The 24,826-nt window shown below is 69.8% G+C and carries 18 protein-coding genes; 6 read left to right on the forward strand and 12 right to left on the reverse strand.

The window, feature by feature from the left end; genetic code table 11:
• The first annotated feature begins 31 nt into the window (after positions 1-31).
• Positions 32-670 carry a TetR/AcrR family transcriptional regulator gene (locus OOJ91_RS07415; protein WP_266243829.1) on the forward strand — a complete coding sequence of 213 codons (639 nt, stop codon included), beginning with the start codon at positions 32-34 and terminating at the stop codon, positions 668-670.
• Between the two features lie 243 nt (positions 671-913).
• On the opposite strand, the gene OOJ91_RS07420 is transcribed toward OOJ91_RS07415, so the two are convergent.
• The 3 genes from OOJ91_RS07420 to OOJ91_RS07430 all read right to left on the reverse strand — a co-directional run bounded on the left by OOJ91_RS07420 (position 914) and on the right by OOJ91_RS07430 (position 5,981).
• Complete coding sequence (locus tag OOJ91_RS07420) at positions 914-3,913, reverse strand: glycoside hydrolase family 95 protein (RefSeq protein WP_266243831.1); 3,000 nt, start codon at positions 3,911-3,913, stop codon at positions 914-916.
• Between the two features lie 316 nt (positions 3,914-4,229).
• Complete coding sequence (locus OOJ91_RS07425; protein WP_266243832.1) at positions 4,230-5,420, reverse strand: MFS transporter; 1,191 nt, start codon at positions 5,418-5,420, stop codon at positions 4,230-4,232.
• A 69-nt stretch (positions 5,421-5,489) separates the two neighbouring features.
• Entirely contained in the window at positions 5,490-5,981 is a 492-nt protein-coding gene (locus OOJ91_RS07430) for a MarR family winged helix-turn-helix transcriptional regulator (RefSeq protein WP_266243833.1), read from the reverse strand.
• Positions 5,982-6,084: 103 nt separating this feature from the next.
• Here OOJ91_RS07430 and OOJ91_RS07435 point away from each other — a divergent pair, with 103 nt between their 5' ends.
• The 3 genes from OOJ91_RS07435 to OOJ91_RS07445 are packed head-to-tail and all read left to right on the forward strand — an operon-like array spanning position 6,085 to position 8,897.
• Complete coding sequence (locus tag OOJ91_RS07435; protein ID WP_266243834.1) at positions 6,085-7,134, forward strand: LLM class flavin-dependent oxidoreductase; 1,050 nt, start codon at positions 6,085-6,087, stop codon at positions 7,132-7,134.
• On the forward strand, positions 7,127-8,158 hold the full coding sequence (locus OOJ91_RS07440) for an LLM class flavin-dependent oxidoreductase (protein ID WP_266243835.1): 1,032 nt from the start codon (positions 7,127-7,129) through the stop codon (positions 8,156-8,158). The genes OOJ91_RS07435 and OOJ91_RS07440 overlap by 8 nt, the downstream gene beginning before the upstream one ends.
• Before the next feature lie 31 nt (positions 8,159-8,189).
• Positions 8,190-8,897: an NADPH-dependent F420 reductase gene (locus OOJ91_RS07445; protein ID WP_266243836.1), complete on the forward strand. Its 708-nt coding sequence runs from the start codon at positions 8,190-8,192 to the stop codon at positions 8,895-8,897.
• 190 nt (positions 8,898-9,087) lie between these two features.
• Here the strand turns inward: OOJ91_RS07445 and OOJ91_RS07450 are convergent, their stop codons facing one another.
• The 6 genes from OOJ91_RS07450 to OOJ91_RS07475 form a co-directional block, all read right to left on the reverse strand.
• Complete coding sequence (locus tag OOJ91_RS07450) at positions 9,088-9,807, reverse strand: tetratricopeptide repeat protein (RefSeq protein ID WP_266243837.1); 720 nt, start codon at positions 9,805-9,807, stop codon at positions 9,088-9,090.
• An 80-nt stretch (positions 9,808-9,887) separates the two neighbouring features.
• Entirely contained in the window at positions 9,888-10,646 is a 759-nt protein-coding gene (locus OOJ91_RS07455; protein WP_266243838.1) for a GNAT family N-acetyltransferase, read from the reverse strand.
• Positions 10,647-10,736: 90 nt separating this feature from the next.
• A complete protein-coding gene (locus OOJ91_RS07460) occupies positions 10,737-11,426 on the reverse strand; it encodes a TMEM175 family protein (protein ID WP_266243839.1) in 690 nt (229 codons plus the stop codon).
• A gap of 129 nt (positions 11,427-11,555) precedes the next feature.
• Positions 11,556-13,109 (reverse strand): pectate lyase family protein, encoded by a 1,554-nt coding sequence (locus OOJ91_RS07465; protein ID WP_266243840.1) that lies wholly within the window; start codon positions 13,107-13,109, stop codon positions 11,556-11,558.
• A 388-nt stretch (positions 13,110-13,497) separates the two neighbouring features.
• The gene (locus OOJ91_RS07470) at positions 13,498-15,288 is read right to left on the reverse strand and encodes a peptidoglycan recognition protein family protein (protein ID WP_266243841.1); all 1,791 of its coding nucleotides are present in this window, start codon (positions 15,286-15,288) and stop codon (positions 13,498-13,500) included.
• A 303-nt stretch (positions 15,289-15,591) separates the two neighbouring features.
• A complete protein-coding gene (locus OOJ91_RS07475; RefSeq protein ID WP_266243842.1) occupies positions 15,592-16,068 on the reverse strand; it encodes a hypothetical protein in 477 nt (158 codons plus the stop codon).
• 894 nt (positions 16,069-16,962) lie between these two features.
• Here OOJ91_RS07475 and OOJ91_RS07480 point away from each other — a divergent pair.
• Together OOJ91_RS07480 and OOJ91_RS07485 are read left to right on the forward strand one after the other, a co-directional pair.
• Positions 16,963-18,711 carry a cellulose binding domain-containing protein gene (locus tag OOJ91_RS07480; RefSeq protein WP_266243844.1) on the forward strand — a complete coding sequence of 583 codons (1,749 nt, stop codon included), beginning with the start codon at positions 16,963-16,965 and terminating at the stop codon, positions 18,709-18,711.
• A 238-nt stretch (positions 18,712-18,949) separates the two neighbouring features.
• Positions 18,950-19,903 carry a hypothetical protein gene (locus OOJ91_RS07485; RefSeq protein WP_266243846.1) on the forward strand — a complete coding sequence of 318 codons (954 nt, stop codon included), beginning with the start codon at positions 18,950-18,952 and terminating at the stop codon, positions 19,901-19,903.
• Between the two features lie 48 nt (positions 19,904-19,951).
• Here the strand turns inward: OOJ91_RS07485 and OOJ91_RS07490 are convergent, their stop codons facing one another.
• The 3 genes from OOJ91_RS07490 to OOJ91_RS07500 all read right to left on the reverse strand — a co-directional run bounded on the left by OOJ91_RS07490 (position 19,952) and on the right by OOJ91_RS07500 (position 24,517).
• Complete coding sequence (locus OOJ91_RS07490) at positions 19,952-21,034, reverse strand: glycosyltransferase family 2 protein (protein WP_266243847.1); 1,083 nt, start codon at positions 21,032-21,034, stop codon at positions 19,952-19,954.
• A 60-nt stretch (positions 21,035-21,094) separates the two neighbouring features.
• On the reverse strand, positions 21,095-22,879 hold the full coding sequence (locus OOJ91_RS07495; protein WP_266243848.1) for a hypothetical protein: 1,785 nt from the start codon (positions 22,877-22,879) through the stop codon (positions 21,095-21,097).
• Between the two features lie 171 nt (positions 22,880-23,050).
• The gene (locus OOJ91_RS07500) at positions 23,051-24,517 is read right to left on the reverse strand and encodes an endo-1,4-beta-xylanase (protein WP_266243849.1); all 1,467 of its coding nucleotides are present in this window, start codon (positions 24,515-24,517) and stop codon (positions 23,051-23,053) included.
• Between the last annotated feature and the right edge of the window lie 309 nt (positions 24,518-24,826).

The following is a 24,826-nucleotide window of genomic DNA, read 5'->3' on the forward strand; positions in this document are numbered from 1 at the left end:
TAGCGACGTGCTCTAAAGATAGGCTCGCCATATGGACACCGTCAAGCGACCGGACAAGCGAGCCGAGCGCTCACGCCGCACCCGTGAAAAGGTCGTCGCGGCGGCTCGCGAGCTGTTCGTCGCGCAGGGTTACGGGGCGACGAGCCTGCAGGAGGTCGCGGACCAGGCGGGCGTGGCCGTCCAGACTGTCTACTTCGTCTTCCGCAACAAGCGCACGCTGTTCAAGGACGTCGTCGACACGTCCATCGCCGGGGACACTGAGCCGATCGCCACTATGGATCGTGAGTGGTTCCGCGCCGCATGCGCCGAACCCACCGCAGCCGGGCAACTGCGCGCGCACGTCCACGGCACCCGCGAGATCCTGGGCCGGGTCGCCCCGATCATGCCGCTGATCGCGGCTGCCGCGGCCACCGACCCCGAGATCGCCGCACAGTGGCCCGACGGCCCCGACCCGCGTTACACAGTGCAGTACGCAGCGGCCGAAGCCTTGGCCGGAAAGCCCGACACCCGTCCCGGCCTCTCCATCGAGATGGCGGCGGATCTGCTGTTCGGCCTGCTCAGCCCGCAGCTCTACCTGATCTTCGTCCGCGACCGCGACTGGTCACCGGACGCCTGGGAAGAATGGGCCCGCACCGCCTTGATCTCCCAACTCTGCGCCGATCCCGGCTGAGCCGACGGACGTCACGATCGTCCTCCAGCCCGGCACGGTGATCTGCCTGACCGGCGTGCCTGGCGAGGGGCGACACGCGGGCCGACGAGGTGCAGGTACCGGACCCCGACGGGCTGGTGGCGGCCACCCTCACGACGGTGTCCGCGTGTGTCGCGGTCCCGCCGCCGCAAGCACCGAAACCGCGACCGGGCCCGCCCCCTGGGGCGGGCCCGGTCGTGCTCCCCCGAGCGGAATCCGTCGCCGTCAGCCCCCGATGGCGATGGCGAAGACGTGCATCGTCGGCACGTTGGCCGCGGCCCCTGCGCTGATGTTGGGCAGCACGACCTGGGTCACCGCCTTGCTCTGCAACGCGACACCCACGTAGTAGACGCAGGCCGCCGTGGCCTGACGGCCGTTGTTGGGCCGGTTCTGGTACGCGGACACGATGGCGGCGGTCGCACCGGACTGCGGTCCGCCGTACCAGTCGGGCGTGCTCAGCGTGAACGTCTGCCGGGTGCCGTCCGCGTACACCACAGTGCCGGTGCCCGACACGGCGCCGTACGTGCCGGCCACGAGGAAGCCGAGCGTGCTGCCGGTGCCGCTGATGCCGATGGTCTGGCCCGAGGCGATGGCGTTGTCGGCCGTGCCGGGGCTGACGTTGGGCCAGCGGAAGTTCACCCCGTTGCGGCTCACCGTGCTGCCCGGGCTGGCACCGGCCTGCGCGAGAGCCTGCGCGGAGAGACTGGCCCCGTTGCCGTCGAAGTTGCCGACGTTTGTGTTGCTGTCGTTGGTGATGCCCGCGTTGGTGAAGCTCTGCTCCAACGTCGGCGTGGCGACGCCCGTGCTGGTGACCCGGTAGGTGCGTCCGGCCTGCACGGCGACCTCGATCAGGTCGGACTCGATCCGGGTGACCCGGGGCGCCGTGCCGTCGGCGGTGTCCACGACGGTGACGGTGCCGGTGAGGATCCGGGCGCGCAGGCGGACGGCGCCGGCGCGGTCCGGTCGGACGAGCACCTCGGTGGCCTGACCGCTCGCCCACGTGATGCCCACCGTGTGCCCACCGCGACCCCGCAGGCCGGTCACCCGCCCGCTCGGCCAGGCCGGCGGCAGCGCGGGCAGGATGTGCAGCTCCCCGATGTGGCTCTGGAGCAGCATCTCGGCGATACCTGCGGTGGCGCCGAAGTTGCCGTCGATCTGGAACGGCGGGTGCAGGTCGAACATGTTGGGCGCGAGCCGTGCGGTGGTGGCGAGGTAGCGGATCAGGTCGTGGGCCCGCTTGCCCTCCTCCATCCGCGCCCAGAAGTTGATTTTCCAGGCCAGCGACCAGCCGGTGCCGTCGTCGCCGCGCAGCGCCAGCGTCCTGCGGGCAGCCTCGAACAACTGCGGGGTGCCGCGCTTGGTGATCTGGTTGCTCGGCGCGAGCCCGTACAGGTGGGAGATGTGCCTGTGGTTGGGCTCGGTCTCCACCCAGTCGTAGAGCCACTCCATGATGTTGCCCCGCGAGCCGATCTTCATGGGTGGGAGGCGGTCCCGGGTGGCCCGGACCTGGGCCCGGAAGGTGCTGTCCACATCGAGGATCTCGCTGGCCCGGGCGCACGCCTCGAACAGGTCACGCAGGATCTGGTTGTCCATCGTGGGGCCGGCGCACACGCTGGCGTTCGAGTGGTGGCTCAGCTCCGGGGAGTTCGACGGGTTGGTCACCAGGTAACCGAGAGTCGGCTCGGTCACCAGGGTGTTCAGGAAGAACTGCGCCGCGCCCTTCATGGCCGGGTAGTTCGTCCGCAGGAACTCGATGTCGCCGTTGAACAGGTAGTGGTCCCAGATCAGCGTGGACAGCCAGGCGCCGCCGGTCTGCCACATGCCCCAGAACGCGCCGTCCACCACAGCGGTGGCCCGCCACGCGTCGGTGTTGTGGTGGGTGACCCAGCCACTGGCAGCGCCGTACTGCACCTGGGCGGTCCGCGTTCCGGTGACGGCGAGGTCTCTGACCAGGTCGAAGACCGGGTTGTGGCACTCGGCCAGGTTCGTCGTGTTGGCCGGCCAGTAGTTCATCGGCAGGTTGGCGTTGATCGTGTACTTCGAGTCCCAGGAGGGGGCCAGCGAGTCGTTCCAGATGCCCTGGAGGTTCGCCGGCTGGGTGCCGGGCCGCGACGACGAGATCAGCAGGTACCGGCCGAACTGGAACAGCAGCGCGGAGAACTGCGGGTCGTTGACGCTGTTGTGCTGCGCGATCCGGACATCCGTCGTCTGGTCGGCGGCGGAGGTGCGGCCCAGGTCGAGGGTGACCCGCCCGAACAACGCCTGGTAGTCGGCCACGTGCCGGCTGCGCAGTTGGTCGTAGCTGCTGGCCCGGGCGGCGCTGAGACGCTGTCGCGCGATGCCCCCGTAGTCGCCGCCGACGTTGCGGTAGTTGACGTAGCTGGAGCCGATCGAGACGAGCAGCGTCACGCTTGTGGCGTTGGTGACCCGCAGGGTGCCGCCGGAGCTGGACACCGTGCCCCCGCTGACGGTGGCGTTGGCCAGGGCGAGGAAACGGACCTGCCCGGTGACGCCCTCCATGCTTCCGGAGACACCGTCGAGGCCGATCGTGGCGCCGTCCGGGCTGGACACCGTCGTACGCTGCGGGCTGTCGAAGGTGGCGGTGAAGCTGATCGAGTTGCTGCGGTCGGCGGTCAGGCGCATCGCGATGACCTGGTCCGGTGCGCTGGCGAAGACCTCGCGCTGGTAACGGATCCCGTTGAGGACGTACGACGTCGTGGCCGTGGCGGTGGTGAGGTCGAGCGTACGGTTGTGCTGGGACGCTCCGCTGGCGGATCCGAAGGCGAGCCTGAGGTTGCCGACGGTCTGGTAGGCCAACTGCCCGCCGGGGTTGCCCATCATGGTCTGGTTGATGAGGTCCTGGGCCTGCGTCCACTGGTTCGCGTTCACCAGCCGCCGGATCTCCGCCAGCGCCGCCGCGCCTCGGGTGTTGCTGGGGTCGTGCGGGCCGCCGGCCCACACGGTGTCCTCGTTGAGTTGAAGTCGTTCCGTGTCGACGTTGCCGAACACCATCGCGCCGAGCCGGCCGTTGCCGATCGGCAGCGCCCGGAGCCAGTCGGTGCCGGCGCCCTCGTCGTACCAGAGGGCGAGGTCACCGGCGGCCAGCACCTGCGGCGGCGCGGCGGAGTCGGCTCGGGCGGTCGCCGTCCAGGGCAGCGGCAGCATGGCGCCACCCGCGCCGGCTGCGCCGATCTTGAGGGCCTGCCGCCGGGTCAGGTCTGACATCGATCCTCCAAACGGTGACCGATCCGGCCACCCCGAGCGCGACAACGACGACCCCCGATGGTGGGTCCGCGCGGTGGCACCGACCTTGTGGTGCAGGCCGTTGGCAGACCCTCAGACGACCAAACGTCTGATGTGTTTCGGGAAGATTACTCCGGTGTCACGCGATAGGCAACGGTCGATTGCCGGGAGGATCACCGGCGGCGGATCAGGCGTGCCGGCCGTTCGGGGCACCCCAGCTGATCGCGGGATCGCCGCGCCGCGGACACGTCCGCCAATACATCTGACGAATTGTCGGCAGCACTTCTGGTGGCGGACATCAGCCGGCTGCCGACCTCGTCGCCCTGCGCACCCCGAGCAGGGCGACGAGGGCGAGGAGGATGACGGCGACCGAGTACTCGTCGGCGGTCCGCGGCAGGCCGCCGGCGTAGACCACGAGGAAGCCGGCGATCACCGTGGGAAGGCCGAAGCCGACGTAGCAGACGACGTAGAGCAGCGACAGCACACTCGCGCGTTCGTGCGCCTCGACCAGCGGCATGATCGTCTTGAGGCTGCCCTGGAATCCCCCGCCGAAACCGACGCCGCCGAGCGCGAGGCCGACGAAGAACCCGGGCACGGACTGGGCCATGACCGACACGACCGTGACGACCATGCCCAGGATGAGGGCGACGATCCCGGTCAGGATCACGGTCCGCGCCGCGGTGTTGCGCAGCACCAGGACGGCGACCGACCCGAAGAGGGCGAAGACGAAGAGAACCAGACCCGCGACCACGATCGACGTGGCCATGAGGCTGCGGACGAGCGCCGGGCCGAGCGCTCCGAAGAAGCCGGCCAGCGCCCAGACCGCGAACAGCACCGGCACGACGACAAGCACCGGCCCGCGTACGGAGCGCGGCAGCCTGACCTCCGGCCGCAGGCTCTGTCGGGCGCCCGCCCTCGGCGTGACCGTCTCCGGCATCAGGGCGACCCCGACGGCCTGGATCAGCAGGATCACGATGAGGACGACGTACACCAGCCTCGTCGGCGCGGGCAGGTAGCGGATGAGCAGTGCCGAGAGCAGCGCGCCGCTGCCGGTGCCGAGACCGGGCGCGATCGAGTTCGCAAGCGTGCCGCGGGCACGGTCGATGTCGAGCATGGCCGCGCCGACGGCGCCTGTGGCGGCCCCGGCCGCGAGCCCCTGCACGAGGCGGGCGGTCAGCAACGCGGGTACGCCGTTGGCGAGGACGAAGACCACAAGCGACAGGATCTGCACGGCGATCGCGACGGCCAGCACCGGACGCCGCCCGACGTGATCGGACAGCCTGCCGAAGGTGAGCAGCGACGCCAGCACCGCGAGCGCGTAGACCGCGAACACCAGGGTCGTCGTGACCGGCGAGAAGTGCCAGCGCTCCTGGTAGATCCCGTAGAGCGGGGTCGGCGCCGCCGACGCGGCCAGGAACGACACCAGGATCGACGCGAGCAGCACCAGGGAGACGGCCGGTGGCAGTCGTACCCGCCCCGCGACAGACATGTGGGTGCTCCTCCGGCTGCGGCTAGTCCTGCGGCGTACCCGATTAGTCGCGTCGCATGCGGGCCCGGCCTACTCCTCGTGCCGCGGCCCGAGGTGCTCGCGCAGCGCCGCCGCGATGTCGCCTGCCGCGCGGAGCTGGTCCGGTGTGAGAGCGTCGACGAACAGCTCACGGATGGCACGCAGGTGCGGGAAGGTGGCCTGCCTGAACGCCTCCGCCCCGCTCGGCGTGAGGTGCACCTCCGCCCCACGGGGCACTGTCGCGCACTCCTCGCGACGAATGAGCCCGCGCCGTTCCATCCGCCCCAGGTGGTGCGAGAGCCGGCTCCGTTCCCACCCGATGTGCGCGGCCAGGGCGGACGAGCGCATCCGCTGGCCCGGCGCCTCGGTGAGAGCGAGCAGGACGGCGTAGTCCCCCGACGAGAGGGAAGAGTCGAGTTGGAGGCGCGCGGCGACCCGGGAGGTGAGCACCTCCGTCGTCTCGACGAAGTCCCGCCAGATCCGCAGCTCCTCCGCGGTCGGCAGCTGGCGGCCCCTCCGCCGCTCGGGTGTGGCGTCCGCCATGTGTCTCTCCCGGGGAATTGACGCGTCAATCAGCAGGTTAGCATCATTGACACGTCAACCGATCCTTCCACGGGTTGGCGGCGAGAAGCGCCGAGGAGGAGACATGACGGGCGAAGGCTTCGAACTGGGGCTCAACTCGTTCGGCGAGGTGGCCACCGACGGCGGCCGGGCCCTGAGCGACGCGGAGACCGTACGACTGCTCGTGGACGAGGCCCGGCTCGCGGAGTCGGTAGGGCTCGACGTGTTCAGCCTGGGTGAGCACTACCGGGAGGGCCACAACGACTCGGCCACACCCGTCCTGCTCGCGGCGATCGCGACAGCGACCGAGCGGATCCGCCTCGGCACCTCGGTCACGGTGCTCAGCACGAACGATCCGGTACGCCTCTACCACGAGTTCGCCACCCTCGACGCGGTGAGCAACGGCCGCGCCCAACTGGTCCTCGGTCGGGCCTCGGCGACCGAGTCGTTCCCGCTGTTCGGCTACGACCTGGCGGACTACGAGCGGTTGTTCGAGGAGAAGCTGGACCTCTTCCTGCGACTTCAGCGCGAGGAGACGGTCACCTGGTCCGGAACGGTGCGCAGTCCCCTGGTCGCCCAGCGACTGCATCCACGGATGCGGCCGGGCGGCATCCCGACCTGGATCGGCGTCGGTGGGAGCCCCAATTCGGTGGTCCGCGCCGCCCGTCACGGGCTTCCCCTCATGCTCGCGATCATCGGGGGGCGTCCCCAGCGGTTCGCCGGCCACGTCGACCTCTACCACCAGGCGCTCGAACAGTTCGGGCAGCCGGCGCAACCCGTCGGGCAGCACTCGCTCGGCCTCGTCGCGGACACCGACGAGGAGGCGGTGGAGACCTGGTGGCGGTACTGGCAGCCGACCGTGGCGCGGCTCGCGGAGGAGCGCGGCTTCTACAAACCGGACCGCGCGCGCTACGAGGCCGAGATCGACCACGGGGCGCTGTTCGTCGGCTCACCGGAGACGGTCGCCCGCAAGATCGCCACGATGGCCCGCGACCTGCGACTGAGTCGGTTCGACCTGAAGTACGACATCATGCACCTGCCTCGCGAGGCACGGGCGCGCACCATCGAGCTGCTGGGCAGTGAGGTCGCGCCACGGGTCCGGGAGCTGCTGGCGAAGGAGCCCACAAATGTCTGATCTCGTGTTCGGTCTCGACACCTTCGGTGACGTGCCGGAGGACGACTCCGGCAGGCCCGTGTCGCACGCCGCCGCGATCCGGCAGGTCGTCGACGAGGCGGTGCTGGCCGATGACCTCGGCGTCGACGTGATCGCCCTCGGTGAGCACCACCGCCCGGAGTACTCGGTGTCGACGCCGGAGACGGTGCTGGCGGGGATCGCCACCCGCACCTCGCGGATCCGACTGTCCTCAGGCGTGACTGTGCTGAGCTCGGACGACCCGGTCCGGGTGTTCCAGCGTTTCGCCACTGTCGACGCGCTGTCGCACGGCCGGGCCGAGGTCATCCTCGGCCGGGGCTCGTTCACCGAGTCCTTCCCCCTGTTCGGCTACGACCTGGCCGACTACGACGTGCTGTTCGAGGAGCGGATCGAGCTGTTCGCGAAGCTGCTCGACGAGCAGCCGGTCACCTGGAGCGGCACCACGCGCGCGCCGCTCAACGACGCCGACGTCTTCCCCAAGACGGAGTCGGGGCACCTCACCACCTGGGTGGGCGTGGGCGGCTCACCGCAGTCGGTGGTGCGCACCGCCCGGTACGGCCTGCCGCTCATGCTCGCCATCATCGGCGGTGCTCCCGAGCGTTTCGCGCCCTACATCGACCTCTACCGCCGGGCGGCCGACCAGCTCGGCACCACCGCGCACCCGGTCGGGATGCACTCACCCGGCTTCGTCGCCGACACCGACGAGGAGGCCAAGGAGCTGTTCTGGCCGCACTACCGGGTCATGCGGGACCGGATCGGCGCGCTGCGGGGCTGGCCACCGATCCGCCGTACGGAGTTCGACTCCGAGGTCGAACACGGCTCGCTCTACATCGGCTCGCCCGAGACGGTGGCCCGCCGGATGGCGGACGCCATCCGCAGCGTGGGCGTCGGCCGGTTCGATCTCATCTACACCGCCGGCGCGCAGCCCGTGAGCGCCCGCATGCGAGCCGTGGAGCTGTACGGCTCCCGGGTGATCCCCATGGTCCGCGACATCCTGGCCGGCTGACCCGCCGGCCGACACCCTCTGGAAGGACGACATGTTCGACAGCGGCCCCGACCGACCCCGAACCCTCGCCATTCTCGGCGCCGGCAAGGTGGGCACGGTCCTCGCCCGGCTCGCGCTCGCCGCCGGCTACCGGGTGCTCGTCGCCGGCTCCGGTGACCCGGCGAAGATCGCGCTGACCGTCGAGGTGCTCACGCCCGGGGCGATGGCGACCACCGCGGCCGACGCCGTGGCCGGCGCCGACACCGTCATCCTCGCCCTCCCGCTGGGCAAGTACCGGGCGCTCCCCGCCGAGGCGTTGCGCGGCAAGCTCGTCGTCGACGCCATGAACTACTGGTGGGAGGTCGACGGCATCCGCGACGACCTGACCGACCCGCGCACCTCGTCCAGCGAGATCGTCCAGGCGTTCCTGTCCGGCTCTCGGGTCGTCAAGGCGTTCAACCACATGGGCTACCACGACCTTGAGGACGAGGCGCGGCCGGCCGGCGCGGCCGGCCGCAAGGCCATCGCGATCGCCGGTGACGACGAGACCGACCTCGCCCCGGTCGCATCCCTGGTGGACGCCCTCGGCTTCGACCCGGTCGTCGCCGGGCCTCTCGCCGAGGGGGTACGACTCGAACCGGGCAGCGAGTTGTTCGGCGCCAACGTGACCGCGGACGAGGTGCGCGCGATGCTCGACCGCTTTCCCACGTCGGAGCGGGGCCGAGCCGTCGCCGCCGCGCGAGCCGGCACGAGCGACTAGACGAGTAGGTCCACACTCGAGACGGAGTTGGGGCTGGGGGCGTTCGCCATCGCCTCTGGCTGCCCGGCATGCCGATGTGCTGTTGAGCGGTATACCTCAGAGGTATGAATATGACTCTGAGGTATACCGCTCGCGACCCCATCCGCCCCCACGGAGTACCGGGGGGCCGACCGACCCGGGCCCGGATGTCTCAGTCGTCGAACGCCGTACGGGGATCGAGGCGGCGGCCCCGCTCGTGCTCGGCGGCGAAGGCGGCCGGACCGAGCGCCTCGATCGCGGCGTCCCGCACGGCGGCGAGGTCGGCCGCGTCGTCCGGGTCCGGCACCTGACCGATCGCCGCGAACGCCGCGTCGGCGAGGGCGACCATCCGCGCCGCCCGCGGATGGTCGCCCTCGGCCGAGGCGAGCGCCGCCCCCGCCACACAGACGTACGGCACGAAGTCGTCCCAGCCCCTGAGGAACACCCGGGCACGGCTTACCGCGAACAACCTCCTCGCCTCGGCGAGGTTGCCGAGACCCAGCTCGCAGAAGGCCAGGTTGTGCGTCTCCGAGTTGACGATCTCCGGCTGGCCCAGAGCCTCGTTCAGCGCGATGCTCTCCCGGTACAGGTCCCGCGCTCGCGCCAGGTCACCTGCCATCCGCGCCACCGCGGCCAGCACGTGCCTCGGCCGCTCCTCCAGCGCGCGGTCACCGGAACGCACCGCCACGTCGAGCGCCTCCCGGGCCCGCGTCTCGCCGAGCGGCAGGTCACCGCCACGAATCGCCACCCGGGCCAGGCTGTACCGGGCCTCCACCTCGCCCGCGACATCGCCAACCGCCCGGGCCCGCTCGATCTCGGCCGTGCTCATCCGCACCACCGCGTCGGTCTCGCCACGCCGGAAGGCCGAACGGACGTCGTCACTGAAGCTCACGGATGGCGCCCTCTCGTGTGTCGTGCCTGGTCGAATCGGCGCGGTGGTCCCGCCGCGGCCCGGGTCGCCTCCGCCCACAGTCAGGCATGGAAGGCGGTCCAGTTCTTCAGGAGGCGGAAGCCCATCGACTCGTACAGCGGCCGACCGAGCGCGCTGGACTGGAGGTACGCCGCGTCCGCGCCGGCCGCGACGCCGTCGCGCAGCACCTCCTCGGTGATGACGCGACCCAGACCGCGACCCCGCGCGCTCGGGACGACGGCGATGTTGAACACGCCGACCACACCTCGGGTCCGCATCGCGAGCCCGGTGCCGACCGGCCGACCGGCCTCCTCGCACAGGTAGCCGGTGATGCTCTCGGCGGCGAGCACATCGCCGCCCATCAGCGACCCGAACAGACCCTCCGGGACCTCGAATCCCCTGGTGAGGACGTCCGTGTACCGATCACTCTCGGCCGCGCCGACCCGGCGCACCAGCTCGCGCCGCGCCGGGTCGGCCCGGAAGACCAACTCGCCCGCCGTACAGCCCAGCAGCGGCAGCTCACTGCGGTCCCGGAGCCCGTGACGGCCGGCGAGATCCGCCACCGTGCCGTCGGCCGCGCCCCGGACCATGATCGACCACACAGGCACCTGCCGGCTTACCTCGGTCGCCAGCTCGTCAAGCGCCTCCAGATCGGGCTCGGGCGACAGGTCGTAGGCGACGTTCAACGTCGCCGCACCCGCGTGGGTCACCGCACCGCGGGCAGTGCCCCGCTTCGCGTACCAACCCTGCGGAGTCGCCCCGCACAGATTCTCGATGGCATCGTCGTACGCCGCGGCCATCCGATCGGCGATGGTGTTCATGGCCCTCCCCCGGACGATCTCCACCGAATGCAGAAAGATAGCCGCAGCGGCGTGACCTGCGCGAATCGGGTCGATCGGGGCGCGGGTGGATCAGCTCCGGTGGGCGTTGCGCCTCCGCCACCAGGGCGCGTGACGGAGGCCCTGGCTGGTGGCGCCGTGGAAGATGATCATCACGACCACGCCGATCAGGCCGAGCAGTGGGGTCACCAACCAACCGAGCACCCCGGTCAGGCCGTAGAGGACCAGGCCGACGATCGGGCGGGCCTCCTGCACCCGGACCTGCTCCTGGTCGACGTTGTCGGCACGCAGCGCCGGATGGCGGCGCACATAGGCGAAGAGCACCCACCAGGGCGCCGACATGAGTGCCGCGGCGAACGCGTACAGGACGACCGCAACGCGCAGGTCGTCGGTGGTGCCGTCGGCCAGCGCCGACGCCAGGACTGCTGTCGGAAACGGGATGATCACCACGCCGAAGAGGATGGCGAGATTGATCGAGCTGAAGGCGGGGGTGGTGCCCTTGACCAGCTGGAGCACCGCGTGGTGGTTCAGCCAGAGGACGCCGACATAGATGAACGACACCACGAAGGCCAGATAGGACGGGCCCTCTCCGAGGAGCCCTTCGGCCAGCTCACCCTCGTGGAACTCCGGGACCCGCAGATCCAACACCAGCAGGGTGATGACGATGGCGAACACACCGTCGCTGAACGCCGCCAGGCGACCCGCGTCGGTCACCGCGGGACCGCCATCGCCCGCCTGGATACCCTCTTGAGCTGCGGACATTGCCGTACGCTAACAGCCGGCGAACCGCCACGAGCACGATTGCCGCGACCGGTGCGTCCTTCGTAGACCGATGTGGCAGCGCGCTCGGTGGGCGGAAGCGGCCCTCGCCGCCCCCACCCACCCCGGTCGTCAGGAGGCGTACGTCTCGAACTCGCCGACCCGCGGCGTACCGCTCGAGCTGTTGATCTTGAAAGTGATCTTGCTCAGTGCCGTCGCGGAGAAGGTGATCACGCCCGCGCCGCTGCCCGAGGCCAGGACGGCGCCCGTGTCGTGGTTGACGAGCTGCCAGGAGCCGATGGAGCCCTGGGTCCCGGAGGGCTCCCGGATGATCACCCGGGACACCCTGGTGGCGGACCCCCACTTGATCGAGATGGAGCCGGTCGACCCGGCCGGCGACCACCAGGTGCCGATGTCGCCGTCGCGCACGTTGCCGTAACTGGTGCCGCTGGCCTTGCTGGAGCCGTCGGCGCCGGCGCCCAGACTGAGGTTGGTCCCGCTGGTCGGCGGAGGCGTGGTGGGCGGCGCGGTGGTCGGTGGCGCAGTGGTGGGCGCGGCAGTGGTCGGCGGTGGCGTCTGCGGCGAGCAACTGCCGTCGGAGACCCGCAGGCCCGTGTTGGCGCCGGCCGTCTGGCGGACGACGTCCGGCACGCAGCTCGCGGCGTCGAGGCGGTACGCGTACGGGATGCTGACTGTGGTGTTTGACGTCGGGTTGGGCCCGGCGGGGTAGTTCTCGCTGCCGGCGCTCGACCAGGTGACATTGTCGAAGGTGTTGCCGCTGACCTGCCAGTAGCCGCGCTCGTTGGTATAGAAGGTGCCCAGGACGTCCTTCGAGTTGCGGAAGTAGTTGTTCTCCACCTTGGCCCGTGCGCCGGCCCGGGAGTTGATGCCGGACTCGTGCAGGCTCACGTAGTGGTTGTTGTAGATGTGCGCGATGCCGCCGCGCAGCAACGGCGTACGAGAGTCGATGTTCTCGTACAGGTTGTGGTGGAACGTGACGAAGCCGTTGGAGAGGTCGCTCTCGCTGGACCCGATGAGGCCGCCACGACCGGAGTTGCGCAGGACGCTGTACGACAGCGTCACGTACTGGGTGTTGTCCTTCATGTCGAAGAGGCCGTCGTAGCCCTCCGACTCCCCGCCGGACGCCTCCAGGGTGACGTGGTCGACCCAGACGTTGCGCACCGTGCTCTCCATGCCGATGGCGTCTCCACCGTTGGAGGTCGGCGAACCCGACTTCTTGACGTTCCGGACCGTCACGTTCTGGATGATGATGTTGCTGGAGTCGCGGAGGTGGATGCCCAACTGGTCGAAGACCGCCCCGCTGCCGACACCGATGATGGTGACGTTGCTGATCTGCTTGAGCTCGATCACGCCGTCCGCGGTGTTACAGCTGGACCCCGACACCTTGCTGGTGTTGCCGTGGTTGATCGTCCCCGTGACCTCGATGGTGATCGGGGTGCTGCTGCTGGCACGCCCACACAGCGCCGCGTGGATCGCGGTACCCGTGCTGGCCCGTACGGTCTGCCCGCCCGCGCCGCCGGTGGTCCCGCCGTTCTGGGTGGCGTAGCCGGTGGCGGCGCCCACCGCGGCTGCGGGCTGAGGATCCTGCAGGACCACGCCTGCCGCGACCCCGACGGCCACTGTCGCGAGCGCTGCCTGAAGCCGCCGCACGTCTGCTCGTCTCATCTCGCCTCACCTTCACAATTCGAGGGGTGTGCCGATGTCGGACGGCGGTCGTGGTGGCCGACCCTCGAAGGGATGCGACTTCCGCGGGCGACGCGTGTTGACAACTATCAATTTGACATTGATGGACGAAAATGTCCTTGGCCCGATTGACACGGCGAAGCCGCTGGCCAGGCGGCACATAGCCGCAGCCGTCGAGATGCGCGCACATCCAGTTCGGGATTATGACATCGACATGACGCAATCGTAAGAAAGCGATTTCCCTCAGGGCAAGAGTTATCGTTTGCAGGTTTTTTGCAGTCCGGCGGCTACCGTCGCTGTCGCTCGCGGTGTACAGCGGCAGCGACGGTAGCCGCGACGGCGATCGCGACAGCCGGACGTGGAGCAGATCCTAGAATCGGGCCCGGTTCAGAGCGCGCTGCAAGGCTGCGATGGTCGCGTAGCCCCAGATCCCGTCCAGCGCGAGCCCAGCGCCGACCATGGTGTTGAGGTGCCGCTGCAGGGCCTTTACCGCGACGGGTCCCATCAGGCCGTCGACGGCCAGGCCCGCATCGCTCCAGGTGTTGAGATGGCGCTGCAGGGCTCGGATCGAGGCCGGGCCCCACTGGCCGTCCACGGTGGTGCCGATTGCGCGCTGGGTTGCCCGAATCGTCGACGGTCCGAAGTCACCGTCGACGGCCAGCAACGCACCCTCGTCGTAGTACGCCTGGTAGGCGGCCTCGGTGCCGGGACCCCACAGTCCGTCGGCGGTGACGCCCAACTGACCCTGCAACCAGCGGACGCCGGCATCGGTCTTCGGACCCCAGGCCCCGTCCACCACGAGCGGCGGCGCATACCCCAGACCGTTGACGGCCTGCTGCTGCGATGCGGCGGAGCGCACGGACGTCATGCCGCCACCCGGCGACGTGTCGTTGATCTGGGCCCGGTAGGCCGCCTCCGTGTTGGGGCCCCACAGTCCGTCGGCCGGGACGCCCAACCGGCCCTGCAACCAGCGGACGCCGGCATCGGTCTTCGGACCCCAGAACCCGTCCACCACGAGGGCCGGCGAATAGCCCGCCTCGTTGACTGCCTTCTGCTGGGCGGAGATCGAGCGGACCGAGGTCATGCCGCCACCCAGACCACCGCTGCTCGGAGGCGGATCGGTGACCGCTGGGACGTTGTCCGAGTTCATACCGGCCTGCACCCACGCGCGCAACTGCGAGCCGGGGCACTCGGTCGAGTTGCCAGACAGTCCCCCGTGCCACGTCTTTGCCAGGGTTTTCCCGGTCAGGGCGTTGGCGCGGTTGTAGAGCGCCCTGAACGAGCGGAGCACGGCCGGCGTCACGTCGCCGTCGTTGCCGATGAAGCACGCTCCGATGTGGGTGTCGTTGTGACCGCTCGCGTGGGCGCCCATGACCTCCCACCCGCGCCCCTCATAGATGCGCCCGGCCGTATCGACAAGGAAGTTGTACCCGATGTCGGACCAACCGTTGCTGTCCATGTGGTAGTTCTGGATCTGCCGCGGGGTGGTCGCGGCGGCTCCCGCCGAATAGTGCACCGTGAATCCCGTACGTGCCGCGAGCGCGACTCGTGTGACCTCGACCGGCGGCCGTGCGCCCCACTGCTTTCGCGGAATGATGCTCAACGGCTGGGAGGTGTCCGGTGGGCTCGCGGGAGGCTGCAATGATCCGTTCGTCACGTAGGGATAGAGCGTGCCGGGGCAGTCGGTGTCGAAAAGGTCCCGGTGCCCCTTGATCTGCGGTCCGGCCGAACCGTACTGACGCAGATAGCCGATGAGGTCTCGAATGGCGACCAGCATGCTGCTGCTCGGCTTGTCATCGGCACCCCAGGGCAACGATGTCGTACCGATGAGACCCATGATCGCGTAGTACTTCTCGTTCGCTCCCGTCGTCGTGGTGCCGTTGGCACCCGACCGGACCGACTTCCCGCGCCCCTCGAAGATGACGCCGTGCTGGCAGACGACATAGTTGTACGCGATGTCGCTGCCCTCGCCCTCCATGCCCTCGTCCTGAATCTCGCGAATCTGCTGCGGACAGTCCTGGTGGTTGTCGGCAGGGCTCCACAGGTCCGTACTGCCCTTGTGGTGGATGGCGACACCCCCCTCGAACGGCTTCCAGCTGTAGCGGCTGAGATCCTCCTCGGGCGGCTTCGCGCCCCAGGCGGAACGGGGGACGATCTGCACGTCGCCTGCCGCGGCGGCGGCCGACGTACGGGCCGAACCACGCGCTCGCGCATCCGCGGACGATGCGGGAAGCAGAGCGGCCACCACTGCGGCGGTGCCACCCAGCAGCGCGGTCCGACGGCGAATCGGCACGCTCGGCCCGGTGGGGGCCGGCAATGACTCGAAGGGGTCGGCAGCAGCAGGAAACGCTGCGTCTCGGTCGGCAGAACGATCACTATCCACCGTTGGCCTCCTGAATCGACGATGTGACGGGGACGGCTGGTGGCTCACACGGGGAATCCGTGTGAGCCACCATGGACGTGCTCAGGTGCCAACCGTTCTCCACGCCGAGCAGGTGCCTTCGAAGACCGTGTTGGACGGGTAGTTTCCCGAGCAGGCTCGGAACGAAATCTGCTTCAGGGTGACTCCCGGCTGGTTCTCCGGGAACGACTTGTTCATGTAGCGCGCCCCGGCGACATAACCGGCGGTGTGCCAGATCCGGCCCTGGCGTACGATCGCGCCGGTCGGGCTCACCTCGTCGTCGAAGAACCGCCAGTCGATGACCACGGGGTAGGTGTCCTCCCACGTGTCCTCGATGCCGAACCACTCGCCGTACGGCGCGAAACAGGCCACGGCGTTGGCACTGCCATTCGTGCAGTACCACTGGGGTTCGTCCAGGGGGCCGACCGAATCCGTCGCGAGCTGCTTGCCATCCGCGGCCAGGGCCGGCGCCGCGGTACCAATGACCGTGGCAGCTGTGGCGAAGAGCGCCACCATGGCGATTCGCAACTTCTGTCTCATCCTCTGCTCCTTCTGCTCGAGGCCAATTGCCCGGTCGGGGCTTGGCCCACGAATCCAATCACTGCAGCGATGTAATTCGATGCTCAGGTGGTGTTCGGACTTGTTCGGACCTGCACGTGAATGGACAGCCGTACACGTTCGTACGGAACGCCAGTAACCGAACATCCGAAGGCCGCCACCGCGCTCATTGACGATTCGCCCTGGTCCCCACCGCCCGAGCGACACCGGCGCCAGGCTCGACCCGCGGGACCGGGCGCTCGACAACGCGGACAGCCGACCGGAGCACCCACGGCCGCACAGATCGCGACCGTGACGCCCCTGCCTGAGCGGCGGCGGCTTCCACGCCGGAACGGCGAACCCGACCGGCCCGCCCCCAGCGATACCGACACCTCGGATCTCTGCTCGTGTACGCGTGACGGCATTGACATCCACCACTTGAGCAAATAGTTTCCTGGCAACGAGAAACTGCTTCGTACGCTCGCCGTGCGGCACTCACCCGCGAGCCTGCGAATGAGCAACGAGGCCCGCCCCGCTCCACAGGCCGGCCGACAGAGGAGGGTGCCGCAGTCCCGCCCGACCCGTTCGCCGCACCGTCGCAGTCGTGCCGCCGTTCGCGCATCCGCGACCGGTGACCCGGCTGTCGATCCGGTACCGATGTCCCGGTCGCCACACCGGCGTTCTCCCGGTGCTTTCCGCGCGCCTGTCTGCGCAGCGCGAGGGCTGGCGACCGACTGGCGATGTCGCGGGTGATCGGGCGGGGCTGAACTGGACCGGCGACATGACGACACACCCCCCCCGTCGCACGCTTGGGAGCGCTCCCAGGCGCGTGGGCGCTCCACGAACGACCGCGCCACCCGACGCGTCGGTCGCCACCACCACGTCAGGAGAAGTCCCGTGAGAAAACGAAGAGTCACCAACGCCGCCCTGGTGTCGGCCGGCGCCGTCCTACTGGCATCGACTGCGGTCGCCCTGGCGGCACCGGCCGGAGCCGCCGCCGCGGGCTGTTCGGTGAACTACGCCGTGTCGTCGCAGTGGCAGGGTGGCTTCGGCGCGAACGTCACCATCACCAATCTCGGCGACGCGGTCGGCAGTTGGACGCTTACCTGGTCCTACAGCGCCGGCCAGACTGTCACGCAGGCGTGGAACACGACTCTGACCCAGAGCGGCGCCGCGGTCACCGCCAAGAACGTCAGCTACAACGGGGCCATCCCCACCAACGGCACGGCGTCGTTCGGGTTCAACGGCTCGTGGACGGGCAGCAACCCCGATCCGGCCAGCTTCGCGCTGAACGGTGTGACCTGCACCGGCGACACGACGCCGACCACACCTCCGCCGACCACGCCACCCCCGACGACTCCGCCGCCGACCACACCACCCCCGACCACGCCGCCACCCACCACCCCGCCGCCCACCGGGCCGGCGGACATCACGGTGAACAGCGCCACCAGGTACCAGACTGTCGACGGGTTCGGGGCCGCGCAGTCCATCTGGGGCAGCGCGTGGTCGACGACCGACACCCAGACTCTGGTCGGGCTGGGCCCGAACCAGTTGGGGCTGTCCATCGTGCGCACCGGCCTGTCGCCGGTGTCCAGCGAGTGGTCGACCCACGTGAGCTCGTTGCAGACGGCGAAGTCGTACGGGTCGAACGTCAAGATCCTCGCCTCCCCGTGGACCGCGCCGGCGGCATGGAAGACCAACAACAGCCGAACCGGCGGCGGCAAGTTGAAGACCGACTACTACGACGACTACGCGAACCATCTGAACAGCTACGTCCAGTACATGCGCGGCCAGGGCGTCACCATCGACGTCACGTCTGTGCAGAACGAGCCGGACTGGCACCCGGACTACGACTCGATGGACTGGAGCGGCACCGAGCTGCGCACCTTCGTCCACGATCAGGGCACGAAGGTGCAGAACAGCAAGCTGATGGTCGCCGAGGCGGTCAACCTGAACTACGGCTACACCGATCCGACCCTCAACGACGCGACAGCCCGGAACAACATCGGCTACATCGGTGGCCACCTCTACGGCACCGAGGACGCGGGCCGGCTGAAGCCGTACCCCTTGGCCCAGCAGTACAACAAGCCCGTGTGGATGACGGAGTGGAACTACCACGAGGCGGACGGCAGCGGCTCCAACATCTGGGGCAATCCCGCCAACCAGGCCGTCTGGAACGAGACGCTCGACGACATCATGCGTACGGTGCACAAGTCGATGGAGGCCAACTGGAGCGCCTACATCTGGTGGTACGGCAAGCGCTACTACTCCTTCATCGGCGACGGCGAGGCGGCCTACGGCACCACGGCGGGCGCTCCGCTCAAGCGCGGGTACGCGTTCTCGCAGTACGCGAAGTACGTGCGGCCCGGCTATCAGCGCGTAGCGCTCACCAAGAGCTCCAAGGCCTCGCCGCTGGAGGTGACCGCCTACCAGGGTGACGGGAAGATCGCGTTGGTGATCCTGAACCGGTCGAACAGCGCGGTCAACAACGCAGTGATCCAGGCGCCGCAGAACGTCAGCAAGGCCGAGTACTACCTCACCTCACAGAACGCCAACGCGGCCAGCCAGCCGACAAGCGTGAACGGAGGACAGGCCACCATCAACGTCGGCGCACGCAGCATCTCCACCCTCGTGTTCACTCTCTGACGGCGCCGGCCGGGCGTGGGGGTGTGCGCGATCGTGCCCACCCCCACGCCCCGCCGCCTCCCGCGTCAGCGCGTGGAACCACCACCGCGTCGACATTTGAACACGTTCAACCATGTGTCGTGCGTACGGCGGGACGCCCGGCGGATCAAGATCGAACACCGCGGCTCCCTCTCGGCGGGGAGCGCCCTCCCCGACCGGAGGGGACCGCTCCTGCCGGCGTCCCGCGAGGATCGGACGCATGACGACACCGGCAGCGACAACGCGCGGCAGCGGCACCGGCACCGGCACCGGCACCGGCCTGACCTACGCCGTCCTCGCCTGGGTCGTGGCCTACGGCGGCCTACGTCTGGCGTGGACGATCGGAGAGGTGCCGGAGTTCCCGCCGTTCGGGTCCGACCTGCTCGGATTCACCGGCTGGCGGTCGGTGGCGTTGTGCCTGGCCGTGGGCACGGCGGCGGTGGCGCTGGGCCGTGCGACGACCTGGCGGCCGATGCTCGCGGGAGTCGCCTGGGCCCTCTCCGGAGCGCTGGTCGCGGCCGCCGCGATCCTGCTGCCGGAGCTGGTGAGCATCCTGCTGTTCGCCCCCGGGCCGTCCTTCGACCCGGTGGCGTTCGCGAGCCGGCTCGGCTGTGTCACCGGAGCGGCCCTGCTCGGCCTGGCCACCGCCCGCTACCAGCGGCGCACCCGGGGCGACTGCCCGGACTGCTGCCGGACGGTCCGGCCCGGCCGCCGGCGCTCGGCGCCCGCGCCGTGGGCACGCTGGGCCGCGTACGTGGCGGTGGCCGGCCTCGTGACCCGGTTCGCGGCCCAGGCCGTGGTGGGCTTCGACAGCCTCACGCAGGATGCCTCGGTGATCGGGTTGGAGATCGGTCTGGTGCTGGCCGGGGCGCTGTTGCCGCTCGCACTTGTGCAGCACTGGGGTGAGGTCTGGCCGCGGTGGGTGCCGCTCCTCGCCGGCCGCACGATCCCCCGGCGGTTGCTGCTGGTGCCCGGCTTCGGGCTCGGCGCGGGAATCGTGGCCTACTTCGGAATGGGGCTGACGCAGGTGGCAACGGGGTCGGCAGGCGAGTTCTCCGACACGTTCCTCTGGGTGGCCATGTCGGCGTACTGCCTCCTGGGGCTCGGCCTGCTCGCCGCGGCAAGCGATTACCACCTGCGCACCCGCGAGGCGTGCCGGTCGTGCGGTCGCTGACCGACCCCGCCCCGGCGCGGACGCCGAGCACCCGCCGGCCGGTCGGCCTCAGCTCGCGTCGCGGTCGTCGACGCCCCGCCGGTCCTGCGCAGCGGGCCGGCGGCGGGCGCCCTCCCGGGCCGACACCGTCCGCTGGCCCCCCACTGTCGAGCGCGGCGCGTGTGGGACCGGCAGCCGTGGCGGCTCACCGGTCTCCGCGAGCAGATGCTCGGTCTCCTGCACCAGGTAGTGCGGCCGGCGCTTGGTCTCGTAGTAGATCCGGCCGATGTACTCCCCGATCACCCCCAGGATCGTCATCTGGATGCCGCCGAGCCCGATCACGCTGACGATGATTGTGGTGTAGCCGGGGACGTCGATGCCCTTCTCGACGGCGTCCGCGACCACCCAGGCCATGTAGACGAGCGCGATGAGGGTGAGGAACAGGCCGCCGTAGATCGCCAGTCGCAGTGGTCGGTTGTTGAACGACAGCAGGCCGTCGAACGCGTAGTTGAAGAGCTTGCCGAACGTCCACCTGCTCTGCCCCGACTGCCGGGTCTCGTTGGGGTGGGCCACCACCGCCGTCCGGAAGCCGATCCAGGAGAACAGGCCCTTGGAGAAGCGGTTGTATTCCGGCATCGCCAGGATCGCGTCCACCGCGAGTCGGGACAGCAGCCGGAAGTCCCCCGCGCCGTCCTGCAGGCGCACGTCGATCCACCAGTTGATGACGCGGTAGAAGGACCGCGAGGCGACCATCCGCACGAACCGGTCACCGCGCCGGTCCCGACGGGCGATCACCTGGTCGAAGCCCTGCTGGTAGAGCAGCACCATCTCGGGCAGCAACCGCGGTGGATGCTGAAGGTCGGCGTCCATGATGACGACCGCGTCGCCGGTGGCCCGCTGCAACCCGGCGAGCATCGCCGCCTCCTTGCCGAAGTTGCGGCTCAGCGACGTGTAGCAGACAGCGGGGTCAGCGGCGGCGAGCCGGCGCAGCGCCTCGAGAGTGCCGTCCTCGCTGCCGTCGTCGACGTACACCACCTCGACGTCCACGTCGGCCAGGTCGGCGAGGGCGGCGCACACGGTCTCGTGCAACCGTTCCACAGACGCTTCCTCGTTGAAGCAGGGCACCACTACCGACAATCGCACTGTCGTCACCCCGCCCCACCCGTACGCGGGCTTCCGCCACCGACGCCGGACCGCCCGGCGACCGCGCGGTCAGAGATGGTAGACAAGCGTGCCATCGAGATCCTCCCGGGTGATGCCCAGCCCGTCGATGGGTCGGGCGGCGATGCCGTCCCACGGCGTCCCCGCGGCGCGGCTCGGCACCACCACCACCGATCGCACGCCTATCCCCCGCAGGTACGTCACGCTGCCCGCATCGGGGAACGACGCCACGGCGGTCCGGGTCTGCGCCTGGCTGACCGGCTCGAACCCGGCCAGACCGTTTGTCACCCGCGGGAACCCGTCGGTCGTCCACAACATGTACGTCAGATCGCCCACGCCGCCGGCCGGCAGCACCAGGATCGGGTCCTGCGCCGTCCGCATCGCGGCAGGCGGCTGTGGCACGGTCGGGTGGGGCGTCCGGTTGACGCCCTCCAGGGTGACCATTGTCAACGGCACCAGCAGGACCAGCGGCGTGATGATCCGGGTCCACTGGCGGGGTGAGGACTCGCGCAGCGACTCGGCAAGCGCCGTCACCGCTCCGGCGGCCAGCACCGCCAGCAGCAGGCTCGTCCAGTGCATCATTCGCCCGGGTGTGCGCAGCGCGTCCCAGCCCGGCAGGAGCGTGGACAGGGTCAGGTAGCCGGGGTCGCCGTCACCGCCGAGGGTGGCGCCCAGGCCCAGCAGCACCGTACCGAGCACGCCGAGCCCCAGCGCGACCCGGTGCCGGACCGGATACGCCGAGAGGAACAGCCCCGCCGCGGCCAGCCCGATCAGCATCATCCCCGGCAGCAGCGCCATCTCCGGCGGCCAGGACAGCTGTTCGCGTGCCCCGGCGTGCCGCTCGCCCCACAACCACGAGTCCGCCGGCGCGGTGACGAACCCGATCAGCGGAGGCGAGAACATCTTCGTCCAGTCAAGCGTCCGCTCGGCCTGCGGGTTGAGATCGACGACGCGCAGGTAGACCATGCCCAGCAGCAGCGTCACCGCGCCGAACGCACCCCCACCGAGCAGATCCGCGAGCAGCAGCCGCCGGCCGAACGGCGGACGCTCCCGCCGCCGCCACCAGGACCAGCCGTAGCAACCCGCCGACACCAGCACCGCGGCCAGCAGGAAGTACACGAGTGGCAGGCCGATGCCGAAGCCGAGGCTGATCTGCCAGGCGGCGACGAGCCACCCGGCCAAGGCCCAGCCGGGTCGTCGTAGCTCCGGCCGGTACCCGTGGCGCAGCGACCAGCCGTGGCCACGGGCCAGCATCGCCAGGGACAGCGCGATTCCCGCGCTGGACAGGATGTTCAGGTGCCCGGAGTGCGCCAACCGCCAGGGCGCGTACGCCCACGCGACGGCGGCGACCGCCCCGCCCCACCGATTCGCGCCGAGCTGCCGCGCCAGCGCGTACGCCCCGAGGGACGCCAGCGCGTGCAGCAGCACGTACAGCACGTTGTATCGGACGACGGCGGCCCCGAAGCCGGAGCCGAGCAGCCCGATCGGGGCGTAGCCGAGCAGGGTGTCGCTGTAGGCGTACGTGTACTTCTCGGGGTAGAACGTGTTGGAGTCCCAGAGGCCGGCCGGGTTGCTCAGCAGGGCGTGCCCCGACCAGGCGACCTGCCACGCCTGCAACAGCGGGTCGCCCAGGTCGCCGGGGATCGTGCTCGCCGGGTGCCGCAGCGTCGGCCAGGTCAGCACCGCCGCCAGCAGCAGGCTCGCCAGCACTGCCACGGTCCATTCGGAACGGGCCCACTGCCATCGTCCCCAGTCGGCCGGTGGCCGATCGTCGGAGGTCGGCTCGGGCGGCACGTTCTCCGTGGTCGGTGGCGGGGTGGCGGACCGGATAATCATGAAATAGATGCTCTCCAATAGTCCCGGGCTTGTCCATCCGCTGTCCGAAGCGTGGATGTGCAGGCACCGGGTTCAACGATCGTGTAGCGATGGGCGTCGCCGTCAGCGGCGACGGTGGCGCGGACGAGGTGCGTCCGCGCCACCGCGCTGCCGGTTCAGCGGGTCAGGAGGCTACCCGACACGGACCAGTTGCCACTGCTGGTTGTTGCCGCCCCAGTCGGCATACTGCACGATGTTGCCGCCGTCGGCGGTGGACGCGCCCTGCACCTCGACAGCCTTGCCGCTGTTGCGGTTGAGCAGGCGCAGGTAGCCACCCGAGGACTCGGCCAGCCGGAACTGCTGGTTCGTGCCGTTGCTGTCGCTCCACTGCACGACCGGCGCGGAGTCGGCGGTGGAGCGGTTGGCGACGTCCAGCACCTTGCCGGAGTTGCGGGACTTCAGCCGGTAGTAGCCACTGCCGGAGTCCACGAACTGCCACTGCTGCCACGCTCCGTCGTTGCGGGCCCACTGGTCGATCCGCGCGCCGTCGGTGGTCGACCGCTCGTACACGTCGAGCGCCTTGCCGCTGTTGCGGTTCACCAACACGTACCAGGCGGTGGTGTCCACCGAGCCGCTCGGCGGGGGCGTGGTGGGGTTGGTGCTGCCCCCGTTGAGGGCGTTGAGGACTGACGTGTACGCCGCCTTCTTGTTGCCCGATCCGTCGAACAGCAGCGCGTTGTCGCTACCGCGCCAGGAGTCGGTGTCGCGGACGCCCCACGTGGTGATGCCGGTGCAGCGCGCCACCGCCATGCAGGCACGGGTGACCGCGCCGTAGATGTTGGCCTGGTTGGAGCCGGTCATCACGTCCAGCTCGGTGATCTGCACGTCGACGCCGAGGTCGGCGAAGCGCTGCAGGTTGGCCTGGTAGTCGCTGGCCAACGAGGTGCCCAGGTGGGACTGGAAGCCGACGCAGTCGATCAGCACGCCGCGGGACTTGAAGTCGCGCACCATGTTGTAGATGCCCGTGGACTTCGCGTTGATCCCGTCGGTGTTGTAATCGTTGTAGCAGAGCTTCGCGCCCGGGTCGGCGGCGCGGGCGGCGCGGAACGCCGCCTCGATCCAGTCGTTGCCGGTGCGCTGCAGGTTCGAGTCGCGCCGTGCGCCGCTGCCACCGTCGGCGAACGCCTCGTTCACCACGTCCCAGGCGTAGATCTTGCCCCGGAAGTGGGTGGCGACCTGCGTGACGTGGTTGATCGCGGCGTTGCGCAGCGCGGTGCCGGACATGCCCTGCGCCCAGCCCGGCTGCTGCTGGTACCACAGCAGCGCGTGCCCCCGCACGCTCATGCCGTTGGCCTGCGCGTGACTGACGAGACGGTCACCACCGGTGTAGTTGAACTGGCCCTGGTTCGGCTCGGTGGCGTCCCATTTCATCTCGTTCTCGGGGGTGACGCTGTTGAACTCGCTGTTGAGGATGCCGACGTACTGGCTGTTGGAGAGCTTGCCCGTCGCGACGGCGGCGCCGAAGTAGCGGCCTTTCTCGGCCGCCGACGCCTTCAACGTCGTTCCGGCGCTGGCCATCGGCGCGAGCGCCATCGTCATACCCGCAGTCAGCGCGACCGCGAGGGTCGCCGTCGCCAGCAGAGCTTTCTTGGGTCTCATGTCGTTCCTTCTCAGTGGTTGCATCGGTGGTGGTGATGTGCCACGTCACTCAGGACGAACGGGTCCGGACGTCGGTCGCCGGCGTGGGCCAAGGAATCCGGGACGGTCATCCTGGGCACCTCGCACCGGCGCACGCAGCCTGGCCGGCGCTCACCGGCAACCACGCGAGTCCTGAGACGACGTCCGCTGCCCGGGGACGCCGTGCTTCGAAGCGCGACCGCGGGACTCGCCCGGTGAGCCACCGACGCCGCCACCTCTCCATCGAGAGTGAGCGATAACATGCTGTTCGTCAAGACGTAACGAGCCGGC

This window comes from Micromonospora lupini (assembly GCF_026342015.1).
In the GTDB taxonomy this organism is placed as follows: domain Bacteria; phylum Actinomycetota; class Actinomycetes; order Mycobacteriales; family Micromonosporaceae; genus Micromonospora; species Micromonospora lupini_B.

Excerpts from the sequence above, each read along its gene's own strand:
- OOJ91_RS07430 (WP_266243833.1), bottom strand. The coding sequence starts at position 5,981 with ATGGCGGACGCCACACCCGAGCGGCGGAGGGGCCGCCAGCTGCCGACC.
- OOJ91_RS07455 (WP_266243838.1), bottom strand. The coding sequence starts at position 10,646 with ATGAACACCATCGCCGATCGGATGGCCGCGGCGTACGACGATGCCATC.
- OOJ91_RS07435 (WP_266243834.1), top strand. The coding sequence starts at position 6,085 with ATGACGGGCGAAGGCTTCGAACTGGGGCTCAACTCGTTCGGCGAGGTG.
- OOJ91_RS07460 (WP_266243839.1), bottom strand. The coding sequence starts at position 11,426 with ATGTCCGCAGCTCAAGAGGGTATCCAGGCGGGCGATGGCGGTCCCGCG.
- OOJ91_RS07495 (WP_266243848.1), bottom strand. The coding sequence starts at position 22,879 with ATGATTATCCGGTCCGCCACCCCGCCACCGACCACGGAGAACGTGCCG.
- OOJ91_RS07440 (WP_266243835.1), top strand. The coding sequence starts at position 7,127 with ATGTCTGATCTCGTGTTCGGTCTCGACACCTTCGGTGACGTGCCGGAG.
- OOJ91_RS07445 (WP_266243836.1), top strand. The coding sequence starts at position 8,190 with ATGTTCGACAGCGGCCCCGACCGACCCCGAACCCTCGCCATTCTCGGC.
- OOJ91_RS07475 (WP_266243842.1), bottom strand. The coding sequence starts at position 16,068 with ATGAGACAGAAGTTGCGAATCGCCATGGTGGCGCTCTTCGCCACAGCT.
- OOJ91_RS07485 (WP_266243846.1), top strand. The coding sequence starts at position 18,950 with ATGACGACACCGGCAGCGACAACGCGCGGCAGCGGCACCGGCACCGGC.
- OOJ91_RS07500 (WP_266243849.1), bottom strand. The coding sequence starts at position 24,517 with ATGAGACCCAAGAAAGCTCTGCTGGCGACGGCGACCCTCGCGGTCGCG.
- OOJ91_RS07425 (WP_266243832.1), bottom strand. The coding sequence starts at position 5,420 with ATGTCTGTCGCGGGGCGGGTACGACTGCCACCGGCCGTCTCCCTGGTG.
- OOJ91_RS07420 (WP_266243831.1), bottom strand. The coding sequence starts at position 3,913 with ATGTCAGACCTGACCCGGCGGCAGGCCCTCAAGATCGGCGCAGCCGGC.
- OOJ91_RS07415 (WP_266243829.1), top strand. The coding sequence starts at position 32 with ATGGACACCGTCAAGCGACCGGACAAGCGAGCCGAGCGCTCACGCCGC.
- OOJ91_RS07465 (WP_266243840.1), bottom strand. The coding sequence starts at position 13,109 with ATGAGACGAGCAGACGTGCGGCGGCTTCAGGCAGCGCTCGCGACAGTG.